General features: G+C 69.1%; 31 protein-coding genes and 2 tRNA genes. 13 read left to right on the forward strand and 20 right to left on the reverse strand.

All coding sequences use genetic code 11. From position 1 onward, the window contains the following. The first annotated feature begins 40 nt into the window (after positions 1-40). From ABT158_RS48285 to ABT158_RS48305, 5 genes are read left to right on the forward strand one after another with little or no spacing between them, the layout of a single operon-like run. Positions 41-1,468, forward strand: a complete 1,428-nt coding sequence (locus ABT158_RS48285) for an FtsK/SpoIIIE domain-containing protein (RefSeq protein ID WP_352365746.1) — start codon at positions 41-43, stop codon at positions 1,466-1,468. Next, positions 1,465-1,668 (forward strand): hypothetical protein, encoded by a 204-nt coding sequence (locus tag ABT158_RS48290; RefSeq protein WP_352365748.1) that lies wholly within the window; start codon positions 1,465-1,467, stop codon positions 1,666-1,668. Before ABT158_RS48285 ends, ABT158_RS48290 begins: the two co-directional genes overlap by 4 nt. A 44-nt stretch (positions 1,669-1,712) precedes the next feature. Then, positions 1,713-3,272, forward strand: coding sequence for a replication initiator (locus tag ABT158_RS48295; RefSeq protein WP_352365816.1), 1,560 nt, complete (start codon positions 1,713-1,715; stop codon positions 3,270-3,272). Beyond that, positions 3,273-3,476, forward strand: coding sequence for a helix-turn-helix domain-containing protein (locus tag ABT158_RS48300; protein WP_352365750.1), 204 nt, complete (start codon positions 3,273-3,275; stop codon positions 3,474-3,476). It abuts the gene before it with no gap. Beyond that, positions 3,473-4,822: a tyrosine-type recombinase/integrase gene (locus ABT158_RS48305; RefSeq protein WP_352365752.1), complete on the forward strand. Its 1,350-nt coding sequence runs from the start codon at positions 3,473-3,475 to the stop codon at positions 4,820-4,822. The genes ABT158_RS48300 and ABT158_RS48305 overlap by 4 nt, the downstream gene beginning before the upstream one ends. Positions 4,823-4,906: 84 nt before the next feature. Here the strand turns inward: ABT158_RS48305 and ABT158_RS48310 are convergent. Then, positions 4,907-4,995: transfer RNA gene (locus ABT158_RS48310), tRNA-Ser, on the reverse strand. Positions 4,996-5,159: 164 nt separating this feature from the next. Further along, positions 5,160-5,720, reverse strand: coding sequence for a YceI family protein (locus tag ABT158_RS48315; RefSeq protein WP_352318104.1), 561 nt, complete (start codon positions 5,718-5,720; stop codon positions 5,160-5,162). A gap of 94 nt (positions 5,721-5,814) precedes the next feature. Between ABT158_RS48315 and ABT158_RS48320 the strand changes: the two genes are divergently transcribed. Further along, the gene (locus tag ABT158_RS48320) at positions 5,815-6,306 is read left to right on the forward strand and encodes a MarR family winged helix-turn-helix transcriptional regulator (RefSeq protein WP_352365754.1); all 492 of its coding nucleotides are present in this window, start codon (positions 5,815-5,817) and stop codon (positions 6,304-6,306) included. A 14-nt stretch (positions 6,307-6,320) separates the two neighbouring features. Here the strand turns inward: ABT158_RS48320 and ABT158_RS48325 are convergent, their stop codons facing one another. Continuing rightward, a complete protein-coding gene (locus tag ABT158_RS48325) occupies positions 6,321-6,851 on the reverse strand; it encodes a SigE family RNA polymerase sigma factor (protein WP_352365756.1) in 531 nt (176 codons plus the stop codon). A 215-nt stretch (positions 6,852-7,066) separates the two neighbouring features. On the opposite strand from ABT158_RS48325, the gene ABT158_RS48330 reads away from it, so the two are divergent. Then, positions 7,067-8,014, forward strand: coding sequence for a hypothetical protein (locus ABT158_RS48330; protein WP_352365758.1), 948 nt, complete (start codon positions 7,067-7,069; stop codon positions 8,012-8,014). Further along, entirely contained in the window at positions 8,005-8,826 is an 822-nt protein-coding gene (locus ABT158_RS48335; RefSeq protein WP_352365760.1) for a MauE/DoxX family redox-associated membrane protein, read from the forward strand. The genes ABT158_RS48330 and ABT158_RS48335 overlap by 10 nt, the downstream gene beginning before the upstream one ends. A gap of 103 nt (positions 8,827-8,929) precedes the next feature. Here ABT158_RS48335 and ABT158_RS48340 read toward each other — a convergent pair whose 3' ends face one another. After that, a complete protein-coding gene (locus ABT158_RS48340; protein WP_502911631.1) occupies positions 8,930-10,102 on the reverse strand; it encodes a DUF8462 domain-containing protein in 1,173 nt (390 codons plus the stop codon). A 229-nt stretch (positions 10,103-10,331) separates the two neighbouring features. Between ABT158_RS48340 and ABT158_RS48345 the strand changes: the two genes are divergently transcribed. The 3 genes from ABT158_RS48345 to ABT158_RS48355 are packed head-to-tail and all read left to right on the forward strand — an operon-like array spanning position 10,332 to position 12,447. After that, positions 10,332-10,817 carry a SigE family RNA polymerase sigma factor gene (locus tag ABT158_RS48345; protein ID WP_352365762.1) on the forward strand — a complete coding sequence of 162 codons (486 nt, stop codon included), beginning with the start codon at positions 10,332-10,334 and terminating at the stop codon, positions 10,815-10,817. Further along, the gene (locus tag ABT158_RS48350) at positions 10,814-11,977 is read left to right on the forward strand and encodes a TolB family protein (RefSeq protein WP_352365764.1); all 1,164 of its coding nucleotides are present in this window, start codon (positions 10,814-10,816) and stop codon (positions 11,975-11,977) included. The genes ABT158_RS48345 and ABT158_RS48350 overlap by 4 nt, the downstream gene beginning before the upstream one ends. Before the next feature lie 11 nt (positions 11,978-11,988). Further along, a complete protein-coding gene (locus tag ABT158_RS48355; RefSeq protein WP_352365766.1) occupies positions 11,989-12,447 on the forward strand; it encodes a MaoC family dehydratase in 459 nt (152 codons plus the stop codon). On the opposite strand, the gene ABT158_RS48360 is transcribed toward ABT158_RS48355, so the two are convergent. From ABT158_RS48360 to ABT158_RS48390, 7 genes are all read right to left on the reverse strand, one after another. Continuing rightward, on the reverse strand, positions 12,448-12,657 hold the full coding sequence (locus ABT158_RS48360) for a hypothetical protein (RefSeq protein WP_352365768.1): 210 nt from the start codon (positions 12,655-12,657) through the stop codon (positions 12,448-12,450). 32 nt (positions 12,658-12,689) lie between these two features. Beyond that, entirely contained in the window at positions 12,690-14,228 is a 1,539-nt protein-coding gene (locus ABT158_RS48365; RefSeq protein WP_352365770.1) for a radical SAM protein, read from the reverse strand. After that, positions 14,225-14,956 (reverse strand): prolipoprotein diacylglyceryl transferase, encoded by a 732-nt coding sequence (locus tag ABT158_RS48370; RefSeq protein WP_352365772.1) that lies wholly within the window; start codon positions 14,954-14,956, stop codon positions 14,225-14,227. The genes ABT158_RS48365 and ABT158_RS48370 overlap by 4 nt, the downstream gene beginning before the upstream one ends. A 3-nt stretch (positions 14,957-14,959) precedes the next feature. Further along, on the reverse strand, positions 14,960-15,232 hold the full coding sequence (locus ABT158_RS48375) for a hypothetical protein (RefSeq protein WP_352365774.1): 273 nt from the start codon (positions 15,230-15,232) through the stop codon (positions 14,960-14,962). Positions 15,233-15,692: 460 nt separating this feature from the next. After that, positions 15,693-15,923 carry a hypothetical protein gene (locus ABT158_RS48380; protein ID WP_352365776.1) on the reverse strand — a complete coding sequence of 77 codons (231 nt, stop codon included), beginning with the start codon at positions 15,921-15,923 and terminating at the stop codon, positions 15,693-15,695. Between the two features lie 516 nt (positions 15,924-16,439). Beyond that, the gene (locus tag ABT158_RS48385; RefSeq protein ID WP_352365778.1) at positions 16,440-17,066 is read right to left on the reverse strand and encodes a response regulator; all 627 of its coding nucleotides are present in this window, start codon (positions 17,064-17,066) and stop codon (positions 16,440-16,442) included. Then, positions 17,063-18,547, reverse strand: coding sequence for a sensor histidine kinase (locus ABT158_RS48390; protein WP_352365780.1), 1,485 nt, complete (start codon positions 18,545-18,547; stop codon positions 17,063-17,065). The genes ABT158_RS48385 and ABT158_RS48390 overlap by 4 nt, the downstream gene beginning before the upstream one ends. 443 nt (positions 18,548-18,990) lie before the next feature. Here ABT158_RS48390 and ABT158_RS48395 point away from each other — a divergent pair, with 443 nt between their 5' ends. Next, entirely contained in the window at positions 18,991-19,536 is a 546-nt protein-coding gene (locus ABT158_RS48395; protein ID WP_352365782.1) for a hypothetical protein, read from the forward strand. A 57-nt stretch (positions 19,537-19,593) separates the two neighbouring features. Then, positions 19,594-19,666 (forward strand) — tRNA-Arg (locus ABT158_RS48400). A gap of 103 nt (positions 19,667-19,769) precedes the next feature. Here the strand turns inward: ABT158_RS48400 and ABT158_RS48405 are convergent. From ABT158_RS48405 to ABT158_RS48445, 9 genes are all read right to left on the reverse strand, one after another. Continuing rightward, on the reverse strand, positions 19,770-20,987 hold the full coding sequence (locus tag ABT158_RS48405; RefSeq protein WP_352365784.1) for a tyrosine-type recombinase/integrase: 1,218 nt from the start codon (positions 20,985-20,987) through the stop codon (positions 19,770-19,772). Next, positions 20,984-21,169 carry a helix-turn-helix domain-containing protein gene (locus tag ABT158_RS48410; protein WP_352365786.1) on the reverse strand — a complete coding sequence of 62 codons (186 nt, stop codon included), beginning with the start codon at positions 21,167-21,169 and terminating at the stop codon, positions 20,984-20,986. The genes ABT158_RS48405 and ABT158_RS48410 overlap by 4 nt, the downstream gene beginning before the upstream one ends. Then, positions 21,166-22,485, reverse strand: a complete 1,320-nt coding sequence (locus ABT158_RS48415) for a replication initiator (RefSeq protein WP_352365788.1) — start codon at positions 22,483-22,485, stop codon at positions 21,166-21,168. The genes ABT158_RS48410 and ABT158_RS48415 overlap by 4 nt, the downstream gene beginning before the upstream one ends. A gap of 122 nt (positions 22,486-22,607) precedes the next feature. Next, entirely contained in the window at positions 22,608-22,766 is a 159-nt protein-coding gene (locus ABT158_RS48420) for a hypothetical protein (protein WP_352365790.1), read from the reverse strand. Then, complete coding sequence (locus ABT158_RS48425) at positions 22,763-22,930, reverse strand: hypothetical protein (protein ID WP_352365792.1); 168 nt, start codon at positions 22,928-22,930, stop codon at positions 22,763-22,765. The genes ABT158_RS48420 and ABT158_RS48425 overlap by 4 nt, the downstream gene beginning before the upstream one ends. Positions 22,931-22,932: 2 nt before the next feature. Continuing rightward, a complete protein-coding gene (locus tag ABT158_RS48430) occupies positions 22,933-23,274 on the reverse strand; it encodes a hypothetical protein (RefSeq protein WP_352365794.1) in 342 nt (113 codons plus the stop codon). Between the two features lie 13 nt (positions 23,275-23,287). Beyond that, positions 23,288-23,983, reverse strand: a complete 696-nt coding sequence (locus ABT158_RS48435; protein ID WP_352365796.1) for a DUF2637 domain-containing protein — start codon at positions 23,981-23,983, stop codon at positions 23,288-23,290. Positions 23,984-23,989: 6 nt separating this feature from the next. After that, positions 23,990-25,360: an FtsK/SpoIIIE domain-containing protein gene (locus ABT158_RS48440; RefSeq protein WP_352365798.1), complete on the reverse strand. Its 1,371-nt coding sequence runs from the start codon at positions 25,358-25,360 to the stop codon at positions 23,990-23,992. Further along, a complete protein-coding gene (locus tag ABT158_RS48445; RefSeq protein WP_352365800.1) occupies positions 25,353-25,685 on the reverse strand; it encodes an SCO3933 family regulatory protein in 333 nt (110 codons plus the stop codon). The genes ABT158_RS48440 and ABT158_RS48445 overlap by 8 nt, the downstream gene beginning before the upstream one ends. Positions 25,686-25,798: the final 113 nt, after the last annotated feature.

The raw sequence follows: 25,798 nt of genomic DNA on the forward strand, positions 1-25,798 counted from the left end.
GGTTCTCCCCTGACTCCACATCACGAGAGGTTCCCAGCTTATGTTCAAGCGGCTGCCTGGCGACGAGGCGCGCAACCTCGTCTCCACCACGCCCGACACGGCCGTCGTCTTCCGCCCGGCCGTCGTCAAGACACCCGCAATCCTGACCATCATCATCCTCATCGGTCGCACGGTCGCCAGACTCGTCCGTACGATCTGGCGTCACCCCATCGCGACCGCCGTCCTCGTCGCCCTCGGTGCCCTCTGGTACGTCTACGGCTGGCCAGTCGCGGCGTCTCTGGCCGGGACAGTCGTCATGACCCTGGCCTCCTGGGCGTTCCTCGACCGACCGTCCTTCGCCCGTCTCGTCGGCTACCGGCTGCTGGCCTGGTGGCGACTCGTCTGGATCTACCGGCGACACTGGCAACCCGTCATGATCGTCTCCGGTCTCGGCCGTCACATCCGAGGCCGTGACTACCTGCCCCGGCTGGGCAAGGTCACCTGTACCTCGTGGGCCGACGTGGTCACCGTGCGCATGCTCAAGGGCCAAGCCGTCAAGGACTGGGCCGATCGCACCGACCACCTGGCCCATGGCTTCGGCGCGAAGTCGTGCCGCGTGGCGCTGTCTCACGCCGGGCGGCTGACGCTGACCTTCCCACGCAGCGATCCACTCGCCTCTCCCCTGCCGGCGCTCGCCATACCGCAGGAGCCGACCGTGGGGCCGGTCGAGATCGGCAAGGGCGAGGACGGGCGGCCATGGCGACTCAAGGTGCACGGCACCCATGTCCTCGTCGCAGGCGCGACCGGGGCCGGCAAGGGGTCGATCATCTGGTCCGTCATCCGCTCCCTACTCCCTGCTGCCAGCGCGGGCCTGGTCGAGTTGTGGGCGCTGGATCCCAAACTCATGGAGCTGTCCTACGGCCGCGCCTTGTTCGGCGATCGGTACGCGGCTACTCCCGAGGAGTGCGCAGACCTCCTGGACGAGGCCGTGGCCGTCATGCAGAAGCGGGCTGCCCGGTTCGCCGGACTCCAGCGCTCCCACACGCCCACCGTCGTTGATCCGTTCGTCCTGGTCGTCGTTGACGAGGTGGCGTTCCTGACCGCCTACCAGTCCGACCGGCAACTCCGGCAACGCATCTCCGCAGCCCTGGCCACCCTGACCACCCAAGGCCGCGCGGTCGGTGTCGGCGTCCTTGCCGCGCTCCAGGACCCGCGCAAAGAGGTCATGAACATCCGCAATCTGTTCCCCGACAAGATCGCCCTCCGGCTCGATGAGTCCGAGCAGGTGGACATGGTCCTCGGCGACGGCTCACGTGACCGGGGTGCCCTGGCCGACCGCATCTCACCCGTCCCGGAGCTGGGCGCGGGCGTCGGCTACGTCCGACTGGAAGCCAGCCCCGAACCTGTCCGGGTCCGCGCCGCCTACGTCTCCGATCACGACATCCGCGCCATGGTCGACGCCTACGCCCAGCGTGGGGAGGCCGCGTGAAGATCTGCTTCCACGGCACCGCCGACGAAATCAGCCGGGTCGCCGGTCGCTCCCTCCTGGTCCTGCTGACCGCCCGTGACCTGCCCCGCATGCGGGTCTTCGAGCTCTACCAGCCCCACGTCCACGCCTCCCCCTCCCACGAGCACTACCGGCTCTGCGCCGTGATGACCGAGACCACCGACGAAGGGAGGACCGCGTGACCCATCCGCACGACCGCGCACTACCTCGGGCCATCCGCCAAGCCATGCCGATGGCCCGGGATGTCCTCGTAGAGGTCGCCAAGCTCCATGGCGTCTGCATCCGGCCTATCCCGCTGCGGCGGCTCGACATCGTCACCGGCACGTCCGAGATCATCGACGTCCCGTGCGGGGCTGTCCTCGCCAGCAAGTGCCCGCCGTGTGCCAAGCGCAACCGGCAGCTCCGCATGGCCCAATGCCGCGAGGGCTGGCACCTCGACACCGAACCCACGATCACACCCGACGAGCCGAACGAAGAACAGCGCTGGCTGATCGAGTTCCGCGCCGACACGCAGGCCAGACGGGATGCCGCCGAGCAGGCCGGCGACGACACCACCGACCTGGACGCCGTCCTGTCCGGCCTCGATGACGAGATCAACGCCGCTGGCATGCGTGGCAGCGTCACCGGATCCGCGGTGCCCAAGCGCACCCGATCAACCCGCCGGCGGCAGGACGCCCCCGATCTGCCCAAGCGCAAGATGACCAACACAACCCTTGGACGCACCTTCACCAGCACCGACGGCAAGACCTACCGGCCATCGCTGTTCGTCACGCTCACCCTTCCCAGCTACGGCAAGGTCCGCGACGGCGTCCCGATCGACCCCGACACCTACGACTACCGGCGCGCCGGTCGGGACGCACTGCACTTCTCTAAGCTCGTGGATCGCTTCGTGCAGAACCTACGCCGGGTCGCGGGCTATGACGTGCAGTACTTCGCGGCTGTAGAGCCGCAGAAGCGGCTCGCGCCGCACCTGCACATGGCTATCCGGGGGACCCTGCCGCGCGCGGAGATCAGGCAGATAGCTGCGGCCACGTATCACCAGGTGTGGTGGCCACAGGCTGACGAAGTCGTCTTCGACGGCGATCATCCGCCTGTTTGGGACGAGGAGGCCGGCTACCTCGACCCCGCTACCGGCGAGGTACTGCCCACCTGGGACGAGGCCCTTGACGCTCTGGACGAGGACGCCGAACCCCTCCACGTTCTGCGCTTCGGCGATCAGGTGGACGTGCAAGGTGTTCTCGCCGGTACACCGGACGCCGATCAGTGCATCCGGTATCTGTCCAAGTACCTGACCAAGTCCATCGGCGACGGCCTCGACGGCGGCCAGGCCCAGCGCGAGCATGCCGCGCGCATGGTCGATGCCCTGCGCTACGAACCCTGCTCGCCGACCTGCCCGAACTGGCTGCGCTACGGCGTCCAGCCCAAGAACGCCAAGGCGGGGATGGCTCCGGGACAGTGCCGTAGCAAGGCACACAAGCCTGAACACCTCGGCTACGCCGGCCGCCGGGTCTTGGTCTCCAGGAAGTGGTCCAACAAGACGCTGGCCGAGCACAAGCGGGACCGCCGTACCTGGGTCCTGGAAGCCCTCGGCCAGGCCGACGAACCCGCCGACCCACACCGCTACATCTGGCGCCCCGTCCCGGCCGGAGACGCCAACGTGCCACCACTCGCCATACGCCTCCTGCGCACCGTCGCCGAACGCCAACGGTGGCGAGCCCACATGGCCAGGCTCCAAGACCAGGCAGACGGTCAAGATCCATCAGAGATCCGAGAGGAGGCGGCATAGATGGAGCCCCTGTTCTATCGCCCAAAGGATGCGGCCGTACTGCTCGGCATGAGCCGGACCGCAGTCTTTCGCCTCATCAAGAGCGGCGAACTCAAGTCCATCAAGGACGACGGCTACCGCCTCGTTCCTCGTTGGGCGCTGATCGAATTCGCTCGGGTTCTGGAGCTCAAGGCCGGACTCGTACGACAGGAGGGCGCGGCATGATGGCGAAGAAGCCAAACGGGCGCTCCTCCATCTACCTCGGCCAGGACGGCTACTGGCACGGCTGGGTCACCATCGGCATCAAGCCCGACGGCTCGCCTGACCGTCGTCACCGGATGGCCAAGACGGAGGCCGAGGTAACCCGCAAGGTCGCCGAGTTGGAGGGCAACCGCGAGACCGGGCAGGTCACCAAGCCGGGCCGAGTTCCCACGGTCGCCGAGTGGATGACCGAGTACCTGGACGTGATCTGTGAACGACTCGTCGCCTCGGGGAAGATGGCTCCGCGCACGCTGGCGGACTACCGATCCAAGACCCGCCACTGGATCATCCCGCTTCTCGGCCGGCACCGACTGAACCGGCTTGCCCCGGAGCACCTCGACACGGCGTACACGACCATGCTCGACAAGGGCCTGTCCACAAGCACAGTCCTCAAGGTGCATCGCATCCTTTCTCGCGCCCTCAAAGTGGCGGTCCGGCGGGACAAGGTCACCCGGAACGTGGCGACCCTCGTGGAGGCACCCACGGCCGCGGAAACCGAGATCGAGCCGCTGACGCGTGAAGAGGCTCGCCGCATCCTCGACGTCGCCAGAACCAAGAGGAACGGCACCCGCTGGTCGGTCGCTCTGGCGCTCGGCATCCGCCAGGGCGAGGCGCTTGGACTGCGCTGGTCGTACATCGACATGGACACAGGCGAGATCCGCGCCTGGTTCCAGGTACAGCGCCAGGAGTGGCGGCACGGCTGCGACGACCCGCACGCCTGCGGCGAGAAGTGGCACCGCCGGCCGTGCCACAAGAAGTGCAAGATCCACGGCCATCGGCCGGGCTGTAAACCGGACTGCACCCAAGCAGGCCACGTCTGTTACAAGCGGCCCTGCCTCAAGGACTGCACCGGTCACGCGGACAAGTGCCCCAAGCGGGCGGGCGGCGGCCTGGTCTTCCGGCAACGCAAGGGCAAGAGCAAGCTCACTCTCCAGTGCCCGCCTGAACTCCTCGCCCAGCTCAAGGCGCACCACGAAATGCAAGACGCCGAGCAGGAGCGGGCGGGAGACCGTTGGGAGGATCACGACCTGGTGTTCACGACCAAGCACGGCACACCGATCGAGCGCACCGAGGACTGGAAAGCGTGGAAGGCCATCCTCAAGCAGGCCGGCGTCCGCGACGTACGAGTCCACGATGCCCGCCACACCGCCGCGACACTCCTCATCGAGCAGGGTGTGAACATCCGCGTCGTACAGCAGGTCCTCGGCCACACGAGGGTCACGACGACCGAACGGTACACCCACGTATCCACACCCCTGATGCGCGACGCAGGCGAACGCCTGGCCGCCGCGCTCTGGGGAAATCCGTAGCCGTTGCAACTAGGACTGCAACTATGACGCCCCGGAAGATCGAAAGGCCCTCCCCCCGTACTCGGGGAGAGGGCCTTTCACCTGCGGAGGATCGGGGATTTGAACCCCGGATGGTGTTGCCACCAAACCGCATTAGCAGTGCGGCGCCATAGACCTGACTAGGCGAATCCTCCTGGAAGCCATCGCGGCTCAGCACAGCGTACCGGCCTTCTGCCGAGGCGGCAAAGCGGTTGCGCGTCGTGCCTTCACCAAGAGTTATCAACAGCCTGTGGGTAACCACCTGTGGATGAAGCCCGCCCCATGTCAGGGCGGGCTTCCGGGGTGTGGACAACCCAGCTCAGGCGGGGTTCGCCTCGCCCTCGATCTCGATCTTGACCTTCTTGCCCACGAGCACACCGCCGGCCTCCAGGGTCTGGTTCCAGGTCAGGCCGAACTCCTCGCGGTCGAACTCGGTGTTGATGGAGAAGCCCCAGACCGAGTTGCCCCAGGGGTTGGTGCCGGCGCCGCCGTACTCGACCGTGAGCTCGACCTCCTTGGTGACGTCGCGGATGGTCAGGTCGCCGACGACGGTGAACTCGTCGCCGGAGTGGCCGACCACGCGGGTGCTGCGGAAGGTGATCTCGGGGAACTTGTCCACGGCGAGGAAGTCGTCGCTGCGCAGGTGGCCGTCGCGGTCGCCGACGCCGGTGTCGATGCTGGCGGTCTTGATCGTCAGCTCGGCCGTGGACTCCAGCGGGTTCTCCGCGATCGTCACGGTGCCACTGAAGTCGCCGAAGCGGCCGCGGACCTTGCTCACCATCATGTGCTTGACCACGAACCCGATGCGGGTGTGGGCCACGTCGAGGTTGTACGTGCCGGCGGCGGGGATGGTCAGGGACTCCCAGGTGCGGGTGCTCATCGGGTTCTCCTTGGGAACGTTGCTGTGCGGATGTCTGCGGCAACAAATGTCTACACGAGGAATATTCCGCAAGTCAACTAACGTCGGTTAAGGTATGGACGTGAAGCACATCGATGACCCCAGGCTGACGGCGATGGGCCTGCTCGCCGAGGTTCACGCAGGTCTGACGGCCCGGATGCAGCCCGTCTTCAGCGCGGCGGGGCTGTCGGGCATCGACTTCGAGACCGTCATCCGCCTGGCACGATCACCGCGGCAGGCGCTGCGGATGACCGACCTGGCCGCCCAGACGGGCCTGTCCACGAGCGGCGTGACCAGGGTCGTCGACCGGCTCGAACGCGAGGGCCTGGTGACCAGGCAGGCGTGCGCCACCGACCGCAGGGCCTCCTACGCCGCGCTCACGGACGAGGGACGCGACCGGCTGGCGAGCGTCCTCCCCCAGCACCTTCAGGACATTGAGGACACCTTCACCGGCCTCCTGAGCCTGGACGAGCTCGCCGCGTTCCTGCAGACGCTCCGCAAGATCAGAGACGTCGTCCGCCCCTGCGCGACCGCCGGCGCCGAGGAGACCACCCCCTCGCTCAACTGATCCTTGGAGCGGTCCTACGAGGACGTCTCCGGAACCCCCGGGCCCCCCGCCTCCGAGGGGATCCCCAAGGCGCTCCTGAGCTTGCCCATCGCCCGCGACACCGTGCTCTTGACCGTGCCGACGCTGATCCCGAGCGTCCTGGCGATCTCCGGCTCGGTCATGTCCTCGTAGTACCGCAGCACGATCGCGGCCCGCATGCGTTCGGGCAGCCCCTCCAGCGCCTGTTCCAGCAGCTCGTGCACCTCCCCGCAGGCCGGCGGGTCCGCCGTGGCCACCTCGGGCAGCTCGTCCGACGGGTACTCCTCCAGCTTGCGCCGCCGCCACTGCGAGATGTTGATGTTGACCATCGCCCGGCGGACGTACCCGTCCAGCGCCCCCCGGTCCTCGATCTTGCCCCACGCCAGGTACGTCTTGGCCAGGGCGCTCTGCAACAGGTCCTCCGCGTCCAGCGGATGCCCGGTGAGCTGACGGGCGGCGCGCAGCAGTGCGGGACCGCGGGCCATGACGTACTCGCGGAACTCCTCTTCCCACCCGGTGGTCTGCATCGTGGCCAGAATCGCAGCCTGATGCCCTTTTGCGACTGAGCCACAATTCAGGTTTCGGCCCGACGAAGACAAAGGTCAGTCAAGGTCGGTGGCAGATTGTTCGAAGGCGGGTGTCAACTACCTTCCCCGGGGATGCGTATTTTGCTCCCATCTGTTCGCCGCGGCACGAGCCGCTCCGGAGTCATGTGAACCTAGTACCTGACGAGGGAGGGCGGATGGGCTATCCGAACGTCGAGCGCCGCAGACTGCTCGCGGCCGCCGCGCTGGGCCGCGCCCCGGGCATCGCCGGCCCCGATCCGGCCGGCGGCCCGCCTTTATGCGCCGTCACCGGCGAGATCCTTGACGTGAGCCCGCATCTCATCGCCATCGAAACCTCCGAAGGCGCCGAGGAGCGGCTGGTGATCGCCCCCTGGGCCACGGCCTGGCACGGCTCGGAGATCGCGCCCGCCGACCTCCCGGTGGGCTCCATGGTGCTCATGCGCACGTTGCGCGAAGGCCGCGTGGTCGAGCGCATCTGGGCCGACACCACCCGCCTCACCGGCACGATCGTCTCGATCGAGGGGCGCAGGGAGCTGACGGTCCAGCTCGACTGCGGCCCCCACCGCGGCCCCCGCACCATCGTCATCCCCTACCCGGCCACCGGACGGCTGCAGGTGCGGCATCCGAAGTTCGAGCCGGGTTACCTGTTCGACGCGATCGGGATCAGGCGCGACGGCTCCGCCCTGGCGCTGCTGCCGGCGACCTCGCAGCCGGCCCACCGGTCGGGCAGCGTCCCGGCTCCGCCGCCGTCCTACGCCGGGGCGCAGGCGCGCATCTCCGGCACCGCCACCTGGTCCGACGCGTTCGACGAGGAGGAGCGCGGCGCGGCGTACCCGATGCTGGAACGCGTGGACGCCGGCTGCCCCGACGCCGGGCTCTCCTGCGCCGGCCTGCCCTACCTCGCCATCGGCTCGCTGCTGCAGATCAGGAACACGTGCGCCGGCCGCACGGCCAACCTGCCGGTGGTCGCCTGCGGATGCCTGGCCGGGCGGTTCTGCGACCGTTGCGTCGAGTGCGAGACCTCGCCGCGCGGCCGGGTCGCCGAGTTGTCGCCGGCCTCGTTCGTGGAGCTGGGCGGCGAGTTGGTCAAGGGCTGCTTCAACGCTCAGCTCGGATGGGGGTGACAGGCGTGCTGGAGACGGGCGTGCTGGAATCGCAGCTGCCGATCCTGATCGTGCTGCTGGTCATGGGCACCGGCGCGAAGGTGGTCACGGTCCGCGGGGGCGGGGAGCCGGGCGCCCTGTCCAGGCTGGGCCCGGCCGTGCTCATGCCCGGCCGGATGCAGGCGCCCTCGCTGCTGGTCTGCGCGGCGGGCGAGCTGGTGCTCGCCGCCGGGCTGCTGGCCGGCACCGCGCCGATCTTCAGGTGGGGGACGGTCTGCTTCTTCGCTCTGTCCACGTACGTGCTGATCGAGCTGCGCAGGCGACGTCCGGACGCGGGCTGCGGCTGCTTCGGCGAGGTCAGCTCGGCGCCGGTCGGCATGCGCTCGATCGGCCGGACGGTCGTGCTGACCGGGATGTCGGCGTTGTCGGTGGCCGCGCCGGCGTCGGGATGGGCGGCGATGACCCATCCGACCTGGTTCACGGCCGCGGGGGTGGCGGTGATCGCGCTGCTCTCCCCCGAGATCGAGGAGCTGATCGATCGGGTACGGTACCGCGCCCCCTGCGAGCAGCGCCCCGGCCCCGCCGAGCAGGTGATGCTCGCCAGGCTCAGGTCGAGCGGCCCGTGGCGGACGTACCGGGAGGCGCTGGCCTCGTCCGACCCGTACGACAGCTGGCGTGAGCTGTGCTGGCGCTTCTTCGTCTTCACCGGCCGCGACCACGACGACGTGGTCTTCGCGATCTACCTGAGCGGACGGCGTCCGGCGGTGCGCGTGGCGGTCGTGAGCAGCGACGACAGCGACTCTCTGCCGGAATATACGTCAGTATCGGCGTAACGCTAGAGAGCCCTAGATTTCTCTATCCGGGCATGGCGATACAGCTCTATTGGGCTGTCTAGCTTCCCCACTAGACAGCCCAATAGAGGTCTAGGGGCGGCGCTCAAATGGGTTGAGCCCGCAGGAACCTTCCGAAGTGCGGCACCGTGAACGCGATCAGACCGCGTTCGGCGCTGTAGATGAGCCCTTTCTTGATCAGACTGTCGCGGGCGGGCGAGAGGCTGGACGGCTTCCGCCCGAGGGCGTCGGCCACGTCGGCGGTGGCGACCGGCTCGTCGCCGATCTGGGCCATGGCGTGCATGTAGTCGCGCTCGGCGGGGGTGGCCCGCTCGTAGCGGCTGCCGAAGAAGCCCACGGCGAGCTCCTCCTCGGCCTCGGGCGCGGACACCTTGACGTCGTCGAGGGTGATCGGGCTGCGCAGCGCGAGGTCCCAGGCGACCTTGCCGTACGCCTGGACGAAGTAGGGGTAGCCGTCGGCGGCCTCGTAGAGCGCGTCGAGGGCCTCCTGGGTGAACTCGACCTTCTCCTCCCGCGCGGGCAGGATCAGCGCCAGGTCGGCCGCCTCACGGTCGAGCTTGTCGATGCGCGCGTAGCGGAAGAGCCGTTCGGAATAGCTCTTGCTGGCCGACAGCACGCTCGGCAGGTGCGGCAGCCCCGCGCCCACCACGATCAGCGGCCCGCCCGACTGGGACAGCTCGTGGCAGGCGGCGCAGAGCGCGGAGACGTCGGCGGACTGCACGTCCTGCATCTCGTCGATGAACAGCGCGATGCCCACGCCGAGGTCGGTCGCCACGCCGGCGGCGTCGACGAACAGCTCGGTGAGGTCGATCTCCAGATCGCCCGAGTCGGCGCGCCCGCGGCTGGCGGGCACCTCGATGCCGGGCGACCAGTGGGAGGTGCCCTTGGCCGCGGACGGGTCGCGCATCGCGAACGCCTTCAGCACACCGAGGAACTCCTCGATGCGTTCGGGCGCGCGGTGGCGCGGAGCCAGCTCGCGGATGGCCATGTGCAGGGCGGCCGCCACGGGACGCCGGATCGACTGGTCGGGCCGGGCCTCGATCTTGCCCGTGCCCCACAGCCGCTGCATGGCCATGGACTTGAACGTGTTGAGCAGGACGGTCTTGCCGACGCCGCGCAGGCCGGTGACGACCATGCTCCGCTCCGGGCGGCCTCGGGCGACTCGCTCCAGCACCACTTCGAACTGCTGCAGCTCACGGTCGCGCCCGGCCAGCTCCGGCGGACGCTGCCCGGCGCCGGGGGCGTAGGGATTGCGCACAGGGTCCACGCTCTCGGACTTTATTGCCGGATATAGCGGCCGTCTTAGATTTGGGAAGAAAGTGCTACGGCGTGTCCGAGCAGGAGCTGTGGCGAGCATCGTCATCGGACACACCCCCTCTCACCAGGCCGAACCCTTGTTCGATTTCGATACCCAGAACTGTAGCGCGGACTCGAACATGCATGCGATGGTTTCGAGTAAAAGATCTTTGCAACAGTCCGGGACGCCCGTGCGTCTGGGTGTTGTGGAGTTCGAGGAGTTCGTGCAAGCGCGTGGCGCCGCCCTGCTCCGGTACGGATACGTGCTCACCGGAAACCCCGACGACGCCGCCGACCTCGTCCAGGAGGCGCTGCTCAAGCTCGGCGACACCTGGCGCAAGGTGCGCAACAAGGACAACCCGGAGTCCTACGTCCGCACGATCATGGCGCGGCAGCACGTGAGCTGGTGGCGCAGGCGGCGCAGGGAGCAGTTGACGGCCGAGGTGCCCGAGGGAGGCTACGACGACAGCCACTCCTCCGGCGAGCTGTGGCGGGAGCTCGCCACGCTGCCGCGCAGGCAGCGGGTCGTCCTGGTGCTGCGGTACTACGAGGACCTGTCGGACCAGGAGATCGCCGACATCCTCGGTATCTCCCGGGGAACCGTCCGCAGCCAGGCGTTCCGGGCGCTCCAGACGTTGCGCATCAGGCCAGGGCTGTTCGAGAAGGGACGAACATGAGGAGCGAGGACGACCTGGCGGAGGCCCTGCGGGCGGCGGCGGACCGTGCGCCGGAACCGTCCAGGCTGCTCGGCGGGGTGGCGGCGCGCAGACGGCGACGGCGCAGGCGGCGTACACAGGGGCTAGCCGCCGCGACGGCGATGGCGGCGGTGATCGCGGCCGTCACGCTCACCACCGGGAACGGACGGGAGGAGGCGACGCGGCCCGTCGCCGCCCCGCAGGTCGTGCCCCTGGAACGGGCGTGGCCGCAGGCGGTCACCACGATGCCCGCGCAAGGGCCGGACGGATGGCGGCGCTTCCCGCTCACCGCGTTCGACGCCACGCGGGTCCTGGTCGCCACCGGCCCCAGGGAGGACACGTTCCGCCTGTTCGAGGTGTACGACACGGTCACCCGGACGTTCCGCGAGCTCGCCGGCCTGACGGTCCCTCCCGGCATGAGGACGTACCTGCCACAGCCGCCGGCGTTCGACGGGACGAACCTCGCCTGGTACGTGAAAGCCCTCCGCGACGACGGCACCCCCGTACGCGAGATCTGGACGGCCCCGCTCGCGGGCGGCGCGCCCCGGCGGGTCGCCGCGATGACGGGCGAGCACCTCCGGATCGAGCGCATCGCCGTCAACGGTGACCGGATCATCTGGTCGGAGGGCGGCGGAGGCGTGTGGTGGATGCCGCTCGCAGGCGGCGAAGCGCCGCGGCTGATCCCCGGCAGCGAGGGCCTGCACCTCATCAGGTGGCCGTGGGCCACGGACGCGGACGACTCGCAGAAGGTCCAGACCAAGGTCGTGGACCTGTCCGGCGACCCCTACACCGTGCGCGTCGTCATCCCCCGGGACGTCGTGACGCTGCGGTGCGGGCCGTTCTGGTGCTGGGGAGCCCAGGGCGGGCGCTCGTACCTGCAGCGGGCCGACGGGACCGGCGCGATCGAGCCCCAGGGGCTCGGCCTCGCGCCCCGGCTCGCCGACTACCCGGCTCTCGACCGCTTCGCGGTGTCCAACGGCGAGGTGTACGACCTCGCGACCGGCGCGCTGGTGACGTTCGAGCGGGTGGGGATCTGGTGGGGCGACGATCGGTCCGCCGAGCCCAGCACGATCGTCTACTGGGCGGTCTCGGGGAAGGAGTACCGGTTGCTCAACTTGGCAGCCGTCCCGCCCGCGCAATAGCGTTCGTGGCCATGCGGACCTTCGCGAACGTACAGGAACTCAAGGCGGCCGTGGGCGAGACGTTCAGCCCGACCGAGTGGCGCACCGTCACCCAGGAGCAGGTCGGCCTCTTCGCCGACGCCACCGACGACCACCAGTGGATCCACGTGGACGTGGAGCGCGCCAAGGAGGGGCCCTTCGGCGGCACGATCGCCCACGGCTTCCTGACCCTGTCGCTGCTGCCGACGTTCATGTTCGAGATGGTGCGCGTCGAGGGCATCGCGATGGGCGTCAACTACGGGCTGAACAAGGTCCGCTTTCCCCGGCCGGTGCCCGTGGGCGCGCGGGTCAGGGCCGTGGGCGAGCTCACCGACGTCAAGGGCACCCCGGCCGGCTATCTGGCCAACCTGAAGATGACGATCGAGATCGAGGGCGAGCGCCGTCCCGCCTGCATCGCCGAGTCGCTCATCCTGTACGTCCCCGCGAGCTGATCACCGCAGCGACAGGACGATTCCCACCACCGCGGCGAGCCCGATCAGCCCGAGATAGGCCAGCACGAGCCGGGTGTCCCTGAGCAGGCATTTGCTCCGGGTCAGCCCGGCCCGCCGCGCCTTCCAGTACCCGGCGAACCCCAGCGCCGCGAAGCCGAGCACCGCCCACGGCCCGAGCAGCCAGGCCAGCAGCGCCACGGTCGCGTACACGCACAACCGGAGCGGGTCGTACGGCCGGCTCTTCAGAGGATCACCAGCCCCGGCTTGGCGGCCACCGCGGACAGCCGCTGCCGCGAGAGCTGCGGCCAGGCCTGCACGGCGCAGAACGGCGCGCACTGGTCCTGCTCGGCACGCGTGCCGACGTGCACGCAGCACTGCGTGAGCCGCTCCTCGATCATGGTCGAGATGTCCATGAACGGCTTGATCGTGATCCGCACCACCCGCTCGCCCAGCATCCTGCGCAGCTTCTTCCGCCGGCCGGGCAGCGCCGAGGAGGCGAGGGTGAGCAGCGTGGCGACGCCGAGGTCGCAGTTCTCGCAGATGTCCCGCCACAGGTCGCCGATCTGCGGATGCGACAGCGACGACTGCTCCGACAGCAGCCCGAGCAGCGATTCCTGGACCGCCATCCGCAGCTCGCGCGGCAGCTCGGAGTCGGCGATGCGGTTGGAGACCAGGCCCAGGTTCTCCTTGAGGCGGTCGTGGCCGATCAGGGCGACCAGCGAGCGCCACTGCTGGGCGTCGTCGCGGATCAGGTAGCCGACCGAGCAGCAGTGGGGGTGCGAGCAGGGCAGTGCGGTCAGGTCGCGCCAGGTAACCAGGCCGCCGGTCTGCGGGCCGAGCCGCTTGAGCACGCCGGTGTGGGTGAGCCGGTCGGACGGGTCGATGACGCCCGATCTCCCCGAGCCGAACTGGGGCTGCAGCGACACGCCGCCGACGAACGGCGTGTCGAGCGCGAGGCGCACGACGTCGCCGATCTCGCCGTCGTTGACGCCCAGGGCCGCGGTCATGACCAGGGTCGTGAAGATCTCCCGCCCCGACAGCCGCCGTACGGCCTCCGCCTTGATCCGGCGCAGGTCGCCGCCACGGTGGTGCTTGGACGCCTCGGCCGACGAGCCGTCGTACTGGAGGTAGACCTCCACCCGGTCGCGGTGCTCGGTGAGCAGGTCGAGCAGGGCGTCGTCCCTGGCGATGAGCACGCCGTTGGTGTTGATCAGGATGCGCGTGACCGGCCGGCTCACCAGCTCGGCGAGGAGAGTCTTCAGCTCGGGGTGGAGCGTGGGCTCGCCGCCGCTCAGCATCAGGACGTCGAGCTTGCCGTTCTCCCTGGCCAGACGCTGGTCCACGTTCGCCAGCACGTCAGCCACCGGGACGACGCCGGTCAGGTCGGGCGAGCTGTCGGCGAAGCAGGTGGGGCAGCGCAGGTTGCACGCCTCGGCGATGTCCTCCAGGAGGATGCAGGTGTGCTGGGTCTGCATCTCGGGCAGGCCGTCGAGGTACGCGCCGGGGATCGGGGCGAAGTTTCCGGACACGTCGGGGATGTGCTGCTTGGTGGGAGCGGTCCACTCCTCCAGGTAGGAGAGGATCTCCGGGTCCTCGTCGTACAGCGTGCGGATCAGGCCGTGTTCGCGGCAGCCGCGTTCCAGCCACACCTTGCCGTCGCGTTCGGCCAGCCAGCCGCTCAGCCGTTCGACCTGGTCGAGGTCCCGGCCGTGGCATTTCGGGCAGAACGCGTTGACGTACCGGAGGATGCGGTCTCCCCGTAGCCCCATCCCTGCGCTCATGTCGTGACCTTCCGTTTGAAAAGGGCATCGTAGTGGCCTCGACGCCAGCCGTACGCGAGCCTGAGCGCGAGCAGCGTCAGGCCGGGCACCAGGAACCATTGCGGCCCGGTCAGGTCGAGCCACAACGTCTCGTTCGCCCTGGTGAACTCGACCAGGAACCGGAAGGCCGCGTATCCGGCGAGATAGAGCGTGAACAGCTCCCCGGGCTCGGTCAGCCGCTTGCGCGCCCAGCGCAGCGCGACGAACGCGGCCAGCTGGAAGACGATCTCGTACACGAACGACGGGTGCATGGCCTGGCCCGTCAGACATCCCGGGCATTCCGGGGTGGACGGCGGCGCGTGCACCCCCCAGGGCAGGTCCGTGGGCCTGCCGGGAGCCTCGGTCAGGTGACAGCCGATGCGGCCGATCGCCATGCCGATCGCCACCGCCGGGGCGAACAGGTCACCAGTGCGCTCCTTGTAGCCGATGACCTTCTTGGCGACCAGCACGCCCACGTACGCGCCGGTCAGGCCGCCGAGGATGCTGCGGGAGCCGTACAGCCAGAGGTCGGCGAGGTCGAGCGTCTCCAGCCAGCCCGCCAGACGCATGCCGATCGCACCCCCGACCAGGGCTCCGGTGACGGCGACCAGTGACTGCTCGTTGAGCGCGCCCCTGGCCCTGGCCTCGCGGACGAAGACCACAGCGGCCACCAGGACGCCCAGGCCGACGAATATCTCGTGAAAAGGCATGGTTCAGCCGTACAGGCTGGGGTTGAGGCCGGTGCAGACTCCGGCCGTCAGCATGGACCACAGTGCCCAGCCGATCGCGAGCCCCAGCCCCAGCCCTCGGGACCACGACTTGCGGACCAGGCCGAACCCCAGACCGCCGCCCAGGCCGACGAGGGCCAGCAGCACCGCGGCGGCGATCACGACCCCTTTGTTCGTGCCGTTGATGGCGGAGAAGAAGGCGAAGAAACCCACGATGCCGTTGACGACGGTGTAGGTGAACACGCCTACGACCAGCATCGCGCCCAGAAGCGTCGCGGAGTTGCGACTGCTGGGTGGTGGTGGCGGTGGGGGCGTTGACTGCGGCGGTCGCGGCGATCGCGGCGGGGGCGGCGGGGGCGGCGGGAAGTTCCCCGCCCGCGATTGCCGCGGTGGAGGTGGCGGTGGTGGCGATCCCGGCTGTGACGACGGCGGTTGCAACGGTGCTGGCTGTGACGACGGCGGGGGCAGCGGCCCCGGCCGTGACGACGGCAGGGGCATCGGCCCCGGCCGTGACGACGGCAGGGGCATCGGCCCCGGCCGTGACGACGGCAGGGGCATCGGCCCCGGCCGTGACGACGGCAGGGGCGACGATGGTGGCGAGGGTGGTGGTGGGGGCCAGTTCTGGTGCGGCCCCGGCGCGCCCTGCGGCGGTGGTGTCGTCATCCCGCTACCTCTGGCCGGCAGGGGATGGTACGTGCCGAACGATCAATGCCTTCACCTACGTGTACAGGCCGGGGTTCAGCCCCGTGCAATACCCGGCCGAGACGATCGACGCCAACGACCATCCGATCAACAACCCGAGCCCCAGGCCGAACGACCACGGCTTGCGCAGGACGACCAGCACGATGCCCACCCCGAGCCCCAGAAGCAAGAGGAACCCCGCCGCGACGCCGATCGCCGCCGAGGACTCCATGCTCAACGCGAGCAGCCCGACCACCAGGTTGATCACCAGGTAGGCGAAACTCCCGGCCAGCGCCAACGCAACGGTCAGCCCAGCCTGCCGCCGCGGCTGCAACGCCCCTGCCGGCGGCCCCGCTGGCGGCCCGTACGGAGGCCCGGGTGGCGGCCCGAACGGAGGCTGCCCGGGAGGAGGAGGCCCAGGTGGACGCTGCCCGGACCAAGGCTGCCCAGGAGCCCCGGACGGAGACTGCCCGAACGGCGGCTGCCCGAACGGCGGCTGCCCAGACGCCCCGGCCGGACGCTGCCCAGACGGCGGCTGCCCAGACGGCGGCTGTCCAGAAGCCCCGGGTGAACGCTGCCCGGAGGGAGACTGCCCATGTGAAGGCTGGCCACCCGGCGGTGCCGGCGGACGCTGTCCGAGCGGAGGCCGCTCAGGGGATGGCGCCGCCGGTGGAGGCTGGCTGCCAGGCGGCCCGGGCGGACGCTGCCCGAACGGAGGCCCCTCGGGGGGCGGCTCCCCTGCTGGAGGGGGCGGCGGCGTGGTCACGGCGTTCACCCTACGGGGCTAAAGCGACTCTGAGTAGTAAATCGCCGCCTGCACGCGGCTCTTCAGACCCAGTTTGTTCAGCAGCCGGCTGACGTGCGTCTTCGTGGTGGCCTCGGCCATGTCGAGCTCCTTGGCGATCTCGGCGTTGGACAGGCCGCGACCGATGCAGGCCAGCACCTCACGCTCGCGCGGGGTCAGCGCCTCCGGCTCGGGAGACTCACGGCGGGGCGGCTGGTCGGCGAAGGCGGCGATCAACCGTCTGGTGACGCCCGGCGCGATCATCCCCTCGCCGCCCGCCACCAGCCTCACCGCTTCCACCAGGGCATCGGCCTCGGTGTTCTTGAGCAGGAAACCGGCCGCCCCCGCCCGGAGAGCGCCGAAGACGTACTCGTCGACGTCGAACGTCGTGAGGATCAGGACGTCACTCACCCCCGCCAGCTCCCTGGTGGCGGAGATGCCGTCGAGACGAGGCATGCGGATGTCCATGAGGACGACGTCCGGGCGCAGATCGTGAGCCAACCGAACCGCCTGCTCACCATCGGCGGCCTCCCCCACGACCTCGACGTCGTCGACGCCGTCCAGAATCATCACAATCCCGGCCCGTACAGCCGCATGATCGTCAGCCACCAACACCCTGATGCTCATGCCACGTCCGTTCCGCCATCACCATTCCCGGGACACTCGCCGCCCCTGGGACGTTCACCCTCCCTGAGGTGTTCACCGTCGTCACCAGCGCCCTCGTCCACCGGCGCCAACGCCGCCCCTCCGACCGCTCGCCACCGCACCGCCCGTCCATCCACAGCCCCAGCCTCCGGCACCGGCACACCCACAGCCCTCCCTTGCGGCGAAGCCCGCCCCCCAGAGGCACGCACCTCCCCAAGACGATCACCCGAGGCACGCCCACCCAAGGCACGCCCCCCCACAGGACGCCCGCCTGACGCGCGACCATCCGACAGGCGGGCATCCGACAGGCGGGCATCGAGCGACGGTGTGTCCGGGTTGAGCGACGTCGGAAAGGCCGCCGCGATGCGCCACCCATCCCCCGACCGTCCCGCCTCGAAGAACCCTCCGACCAGCGAAGCCCGTTCGCGCATGCCGATCAGCCCCGCCCCCGAACCCGGCAGCCGCGCCCCCCGCCGCCCGACCCGGTTCTCGACCGTCAGGAGAACCTCCCGAGGTTCGTACGTCAGCGAGACGACAACCGGCGCCTCACCATGCTTGAGCGCGTTCGTCAGCCCCTCCTGAAGGATGCGATAACCGGCCAGATCCACCGAAGCCGGCACCTCACGCACCTCCCCGTCGACCCGCAGCTCGACCGTCATCCCAGCCCGCCGCGTACGCTCGACCAGGCTCTCCACATCGGCCAGCCGCGGCCGGGTGGCCTCAAGCTCCGGCCCCTCCCCCTCGCGCCCGCCGTTGGCCTCCCGCAGCAGCCCGATCATGTCCCGCATCTCGGCCATGCCTTTGACGCTGTTCTCCCGTACGGACTCCATGACCTTGCGAACCGTCTCCCGATCCAGGTCCTTACGGGACAGAGCGGCCGTCGACTGGATGGCGATGGCGCTGAAATGGTTCGCGATCATGTCATGCAGCTCACGAGCCATCCGCGTACGTTCGGCAGCGATCGCGGCCTGCCGGTCGAGCTCGGCCAGATGCGCGACCTGCTCGGCCCGCGCGCGTTCCGCGGCTGCCCGGTCGCGTTGCTCCCGCAGCACCCAGGCCGTGGTGACCGGCGTGACCAGCACCAGCCCCGCCTGGATCCCCATGACGGCCAGCAACCGCCAGTCCGCCGCGATGAACGCCGCCACCGCCCCGGCCACCACGGCCAGCACCGTCGTGATCCCGAGCAGCCACCGAGCGAGCCGCGCCGGCCCGTAGAGGGCCGCGGAGTAAAGATTGTCAGTGAACACCAGCACGGTCGCCAGCGACGGCCCCACCAGCCCGTCGATCGTGACGGCCACCACCCCCAGCGCCAGCGACCACAACGGGGCCCGCTGCCGCAGCAACACGGCCGAACAGGTGATCGCCAACGGCACCAGCAACACCCACACCGGCACGCCGCGACGCAGGTACCCGCCGGCCAGAATCAGCAGCGTCCCTAGAACGAAGGCCACCCCGGCCGCCACCCCAGGCGGCACCCTGCCCTTCTCCTGACCGCCGCCCCCGGAGGCCCCTCGCGCCTCGAACCGCCTCAACCACCGCGAACCCGCCCGCACCCCGGCCACCCAAGGCAGCGGCATCGACCGCCACCACCGGGAAACCGACCGCGTCAAGGCCGACGAACGGTCAGCGACCCTACGCACCCGGACCACCCGGCCTACTCCGACCCCGCCCACAACCACCGGCGCAGGCCCTCAGCGACGCCCCGGACAGTGTCGCCCGACCCGCCACCCCCCGCGCCCCGGCGCCACAGCCTCTCACCGCCGCTCGTGTCATGTCCTCATCTCACCACTCCCGGACGCCGCCGCCGTCCTCCGAGGGTCAGCCTGTGGATACACCTTTCGATGTATCCACAGGCTCGTTTTCGCCGACGATGTACTGGGCCGCAAATCCCCGCAAGCTGGATTACGTGATTGTCGCCATCCTCATCGGCTGCGAAATCGGCTTCTGGCTCCTCCTGGGCCTCGGCCTGGCCTGCCGCTACCTCTGGAACCGCCGACGACTGAGCACGGCCCTCCTGCTCTGCGTCCCGCTCCTCGACGTGGTCCTCCTGGCCGCGGCGGTCATCGACATGCGCGGCGGCGCCACGGCGGACCTGCGCCACGGCCTGGCTGCGGCCTACCTGGCCTACTCGATCGTCTTCGGCCACCGGACGATGCGCTGGGCCGACGCCCGCTTCCACCACCGCTTCGCCGGCGGCCCCCCGCCCTGGAAGCCTCCAGCAGGCGGCCCCGCCCGGACACGCTACGAGTGGGCGTTCTGGCTGAAACTGCTCCTGGCGTACGGAATCTCGTGCCTGATCCTCTTCGGCCTCATCCGGCTCGTGAACGACCCCTCGCGCACAAAAGCCCTGGTGGACTTCATGCTCAACCTCCTCAAGGTCCCCCTGATCGCCCTGATCTGGCCCGTGAGCCACACCCTCTGGCCCAAGAAGGAGGAGCCGGCTCGCCGGTGATCGCGGTATTCGGTTCGATGCACTGCACAGAACCCGCTATGCTTGCTTACGCAGCGAGCGGCCGTAGCTCAATGGATAGAGCATCTGACTACGGATCAGAAGGTTGGGGTTTCGAGTACCTCCGGCCGCACACATGCGAAAGGCCCGCAACCAGGGGTTCCTGGGAGCGGGCCTTTCGGTTTGTCAGGACAATCTCCGGATCTTGCTAACGCCTCTGCTAACACGGGTCCTTCTCACTCACCGATCGCTTCGGCGAAGATGTCGGCCGCTGACGCTTCGGCCGCGCGAATCACGTGGGCGTAGACCCTGAGCGTGATCGACGGGTCCGCATGGCCGAGGCGAGCCGCGACGACATGGACGGGGACGCCGGCCAGGAGCAAGATCGTGGCGTGGATATGGCGTAGGTCGTGGAGCCGTGCGTGAGGCAAGGGCGTGCTGGTGTTCGTTTGGTTGTGCCGCTTGATCAAGATTGGGAAGAGCGAGCTGAGCGTGTCGGGATGGACGGGCTCGCCCCATCCCGTGGTGAACACATAGTCGCCGCCACCCCGCCACTCAGGGCCGAGCTGGAGCTTGTCCGCGGCTTGCTGGGAGCGCTGTGCACGGAAGACCTGGACCGTCCGTGCGTCGAGGCTGACGACGCGCTTGCGACCGCTCTTGGTAGTGCCCTCGACGCGCTTGCCGTCGATGAACGAGGCCGAGCCTCGGATAGTGATCTGCTTGCCCTCAAGGTCGACATCGGACCAGCGCAGATGAAGCAGCTCACCGCGCCGAGCACCCGTGTAGGCCGCGATGTGGAAGAAGGGCCAGAGGCGGTGGTCACGGGCAGCGAAGAGGAACACCTTGAGCTGGTCCGTGGTCCAGACCGTGCCAGGCTCGCTGATCTCCCGTCGCGGGCGCTTGGCCTTCTCGACGGGGCTGGATGCAAGGATCTCATCGACGTTCACAGCGTCGCGGAAGGCCTTCCGAAGCACGGCGTGGACGTAATCGACTGTGCGTGCGGAGAGCGGCCGCCCGTTCTTGCCGCCGCCGGCCCTCAGATCCCGGTACAGCTTGGTGATCGCGGTAGCCCGAACGGCCTGCAACCGCAGCGTGCCGATGTTGGGCTTGATGTAGCGCTCGATGATGTGCCGGTAGTCGGCGAGGGTCTTGGGCTTGATCTCGACGGCGTGCGCCTCGATCCACTCATCGAGGTACTCGCGGACGGTGATCGTATTGCGGTCGACGTACTCGCCACGGCGGGCCTTGACCCGTGCTTCGTCACGAGCCGCCTTGGCATCGTCCTCGCAGGTGAAGCCGCCCACCCATCGCGGCTTGCTCTCCCCTGTCTCAGGGTCGCGGACCCTGATCACGTACGACCAGGTGGTGCCGCGCTTCATGACGCCGTCGCGCAGCTTGGGTGCCTTCTTCTTGCGCGGCTGCTCGTCCGGCGTGCCGATGAAGGTCTTGGTCATACGGCGACCTCCTTCCTGGTCAGGTGGGTGATGTACTCGTTGAGGGCCGTGACGGGGATACGGCGAGAGCCGTCGATGCGGATAGAAGCGACGGCGCCGGTAGCGAGCAGTTGGTAGAGCTTGCTTCGTGAGATGGCCAGGGCTTCGGCGGCTTCGGGGACAGTGAGAAGGAGTCGGGTCATGGATGGCCTCCCGAAGAGGTGCCGGTGATGGCTGCGGCGAGAAGCGCGTCGCCGGCCGATTGGCCCTGCCCGGCGTACTCCCAGTGGGCGACGACGAGAATGGTGTCCTCGTCGAACAGGGGCAGGCGTCCGTGCGTCACCTCTTCGGTGAGAACGAAGCGTTCTCTCGCTGCCCGGAGTTCGCCGAGGGTGGTGGAGTAGTGGCGGCTCTTGGTGGAGAAGTGGCCGCGGAAGCCGAGCATGTGGGCCCATTGGGTGAGCCGCAGGTTGGCCAGGTCGGCGTTCTCGCCAAGGCACATGGCGGAGGCGATCAGCCGGCGGGCGTGGTCGCGAACGGGTAGGGCGTCGAGGTTGTCGAGTGGTTGGATGCGGCGGTCCAGAGTGCCGACGCACTCGGCGGCCTTGGTGGCGTACTTGGCGATGTAGGCGGCGACGGCTTGTTCGGTGAGGTCGCCGTTCATGGTGATGCGGCGGACGTCAAGCTGAGTGCCCCATCGGAACGTGCGACCCAGCGGCTTGATCTCGGCGGTCACGACGGCTGCTGCGTGCTGGACGGCGTCGGCCAGGGCGTCGGCGGTGGCCCAGGCCGGTGGCGGCGAGTTGGGGCCGTCGGGTCCGTCGAGGCGGATGACGGCGTGGAAGTGGACGACGCCGCGTCGCTGGTACTCGGCGACCTTGGCGAAGGCGATGGTCACCTGCTCGCGTAGGGCTTTGACGGTCAGGCCGTTGAGGCGGGCGAAGCGGCGGCGTAGGGCGAGGGTGAAGCGGCGCCAGAGTTCGGGGCTGATGGCGTTGAACAGGACGGAGCCGTCGTAGTCGTAGCAGTCGGGGCACAGCGGTTCACCGAGACGCGGGTCGTCGGCGTGGTGCCGGTCGGTGCAGGACATGAGCTGTCCGTGCGGGCAGGTCTGGGCGTTGCGGCGGGCGTGGCAGGGCTGGACCTTGCCGTTCTTCTCCCGTCGCACGTGGACGGCGCCGAAGGAGGGTGCGGTGAGGGTGATGAATAGGCACGGGTGCGAGCTGACAGTCTCCGGGACGCCCTTGCCACCGACGAGGCCGGCGCGGACGAGTTGGTAGGTGTCGGCGCGGTAGACCTCGGCGCAGGCCGGGCAACGGGAGGCGCGGCGAGTCTTGCACGGAACACGCAGGACGCCGCCCGGTTCCCGGTTGGTGCTGTAGCGGTGGAGCAGCTGGCCGGTGGCCTGGTCGAAGTGCTCGACCTTGCCACGCAGGTGAATGGGCTGACGGCACCCCCCGGTGCGCTTGATCTGATGCGCCCAGCGGTCGTAGTCGGGTTGGTGGAGCCGGTCGATCATCCCGGCTATGGCGTGTGAGTGGTGCAAGATGGATCCGTCCTGTCCGGATGCGTTCTGGAGTGGGATGGCCCCTCACCTGGCGCGGAACTTGGCGGTTGTGTGGCCAGGTGAGGGGATCTCGGCTATGCGCCGTGGTTGTCGATGCCCCTGCCGTCGCAGTCGCGGCAGGTCTCGCTGTTGCCGTCGAGGCCCGTTCCGTTGCAGGTGCAGCAGCGGCCGTTGGCGAGCGGGACGGCGGCGAGGATGTCGGGCCAGTCGGTCCAGGGTTCTTCGGTCGTCATGGGCGGTGGTCCTTGCGCGGGGTGATGGTGACGTAGAGGCGGTAGTTCCGCGGCCGGCTCCTGTTGGGGAAGGCCCGCGACATGCTGGTGACGGTGAAGATCTGGCGAAGGTAGATCACGCCGAGGGCGAGTTCGGCGCGGTTGCCTTCGAGGCGGATGCGCATGGTCAGGGCTCCCGGGTGGTGTCGATCTGGATGCAGCCGCGGTAGCTGTCATCGGCGGCGTGACGGGCGCGGGCGGCGGCGAGGATGGCGATGAACTCGTATCGGACCGGTCCGAAGCCGATGCCGGTCATGTAGTGGTCATGGGGCAGGTGGTGGGGGTCGATCTCCGTGCCGAGCAGGGCGGCGACCTTGTCGACCTCGGCGCGCATGTCGTCGTCGGAGCCGTTGTCGGGGAAGGCCCGCAGGGTGACGGGTGCCATCGAGGTCGGGATCTGAGGGTGGGCCTTGAGGAAGCCCGCCATGGAGATGAGTCCGGCGATAAGGGCGTCTCGGTCGTTGTTCATGGTGGTGCGCCTTTCAGGTGGTTACTGGGACGGTGCGCAAGGTGTGGAGCAGGTCGGAGGCGAGTTGTTCGGACACGCCCAGGCGGGCGCGGAGAACGTCGTGGGTGATGGGCTTGCCGTGTCGGGTGTGGTGTTCGTCCGCGACGCGGCGGGCGTAGTCGACGAGTGCCGGGGACGGTCCGGGGTGTTCGTCCTGGCGGTCCTGGGCGGGGACGAGGGCGGGACGGTCTACGGACGGGACAGCTACGGGTGCGTCGGGACGCGGCGGGGACGTAGGGACGTCTTCCGGGGACGTCCCGAAGACGTCCGGGGACGAGTCGGGACGCGGGCCGGACGTCCGGCGTTCGAGCATGGAGACGGCGACGAGGAAGGCGGCGGCCGGGGTGGCGGCGGTGATCCAGCCCCAGGCGGTCGGGTCGGCTTGTTGGAGGTTGGCGGCCAGGGACAGGACAATGCCTCCGGTCAGGACGAGGACGGGCCAGGAGATCAGGCCGCGTCGTACACGGGCGGTCTTCTTGTCGCGTTGCCGCTCGCGGGCGGCCATGACGCAGGTGAGGTCGATGCAGACGGCGATCGCCCAGGCCATCCAGCCGGACTGTCCGTGGTCGCTGGCGGTGTCGCGGATGTGGGTGAAGGACCCGGCTCCGGCGATGAGGGCCAGGACGAGGACGGGGCCGGTGTCGAGCAGCCAGTGGGCGAGGCGTCGCATCGGAGTTCAGGCCTCTCGTGGGTCAGGGATGGAGTTGAGGAACTCGGCGAGATCGGTGTCGCTCACCTGGGCGGCGTGGCCGGCGACGACGTCGGCCCAGACGGGTGAGCGGTCGGCGTAGGTCGAGGCGGCGAGTTCGGCGGCTTGTTCGCTGACGTAGTAGGAGCGGGCGCGGTACCACTGGCCGTCCTGTGAGGCGACGATGGCGACGCCCGGTGTCTCGGCGGGGATGGCACGAGCCGAGGCAAGGGCCGCCGGGTCGAGGTCGCCGAGGGTCATGGTGGCGGTCTCGGGGTCGTTGACGCGGTGGCAGATGCGGCCGGAGCACTGGGCGCGCAGAGCGGTGACGCCAGGCCCGAGGTCGGAGCCGATGCGCTGGCCGCAGCAGAACAGGTAGATGCCGAACGCCCTACCGAGCTGAGCGACCCGAAGCAGCGCCGTCGAGGTCTTGGCGATCTCGTCCTTCTCCGACTTGTCGGCCATCAGGTACAGCTCGGCCAGTTCGTCGACCAGAACCACGACGGGCACAGGCCGCTGATCGTCCGGGAGTTGCCAGATGTTGCGGGCGCCGGCCTCCCGGCACTGGGCCATGCGGCCGGTCATCAGGCCGATGAGGTCGTCCAGCAGGGCGACGCATTCACCTCGTGTGGTGCCCAGCGCTGACAGGCGAGGGCTGTACGGGGTGAACTCCACGCCGCCCTTGAGGTCGAAGCCGACCAGAGCGACCGGTTGCGGAGCCAGCCCTTGAACCAGGGCATTGGCGAGGTTGGACTTGCCGGACTGGGTGGCTCCGGCATTGAGCCAGTGCGGGACGGTCCTGAAGTCGATGGTCCAGGGGCCGCCGGTCTCCAGGCGTCCCACGGTGACCTTGAGCAGTTCGGGCGAGGTCGGCAGGGTCTCGACCCGGACGAGTGGGTCACGGACGGTGGCGCACAGGACGACCCGTCCAGGGCGAGGCGAGGAGACGCGGATCGCGTGCACGCCCCACGAGTGGGCGAGCCGTTCGGCGGCGTCGGCGTAGTCGGCGGGGATCTGTCCTTCCAGGGTGTGGAGGGTGACCCGCCAGCCGTAGCGGGTGGGCTTGGGCAGCCACATGAACGGCTTGGTGTCCACGGCGATGCGCTGCCACTTGCGCCGGACGCGGACGACGCCGGTCGAGGCGACCAGGCCGGGGACGGTGGTGAACCAGAAGCGCTGCCGCTTCTTGGTGAGGTGGCAGCCGAGGGCGACCTTGCGCCAGCTCGCCCGTACGCTGATCGCGACCAGCGGGAAGGCTGCCACGAGCCAGAACGACGGGTAGTGCCAGCGGCGCCAGGCCCAGAGCCCGGCCGCCGCAGCGGCCAGGACCCCGAGCACGAGGAGCGTGGTGTCAGACACGGAGCGGCTCCGCGTCTGCCGGTAGGAGGGTGGCGGCGCGGTAGGAGATGCCCCACCGGCCCGCGATCTCCCAGACGTAGCCGACCATGCCGGACGGGTTGACCTGCTGACCGGCGGCGATCGGGGGTTCCCCCGAAGTGCCGATCTTGACGAGTTCGATCCGGCCGAACTCGTCTTCCACCGAGACAGTGATCTCGTAGACGGTGTTGCCGTTCTTATCGGTCTTGATCTCGCCGGTGTCCTTGTTGACCAGGCGCGGCTTCGGTGCCTTCACGCAGGTGATGACGAGCTTGGAGGTGTCGACGGGGATCGGGATGGTGCGCATGAGAGCTGGTCTCCTTCAGAGTGACTGTGCTAGTTACAAAGATACCTAGGTAACTAGCTCTGTAAACCGAGATAGCTGAATCGCTTCGAGATTCCTTACAGGTTGCCCAGAGA

It is taken from the genome of Nonomuraea sp. NPDC001636 (genome assembly GCF_040298265.1).
Classification (GTDB): Bacteria; Actinomycetota; Actinomycetes; order Streptosporangiales; family Streptosporangiaceae; genus Nonomuraea.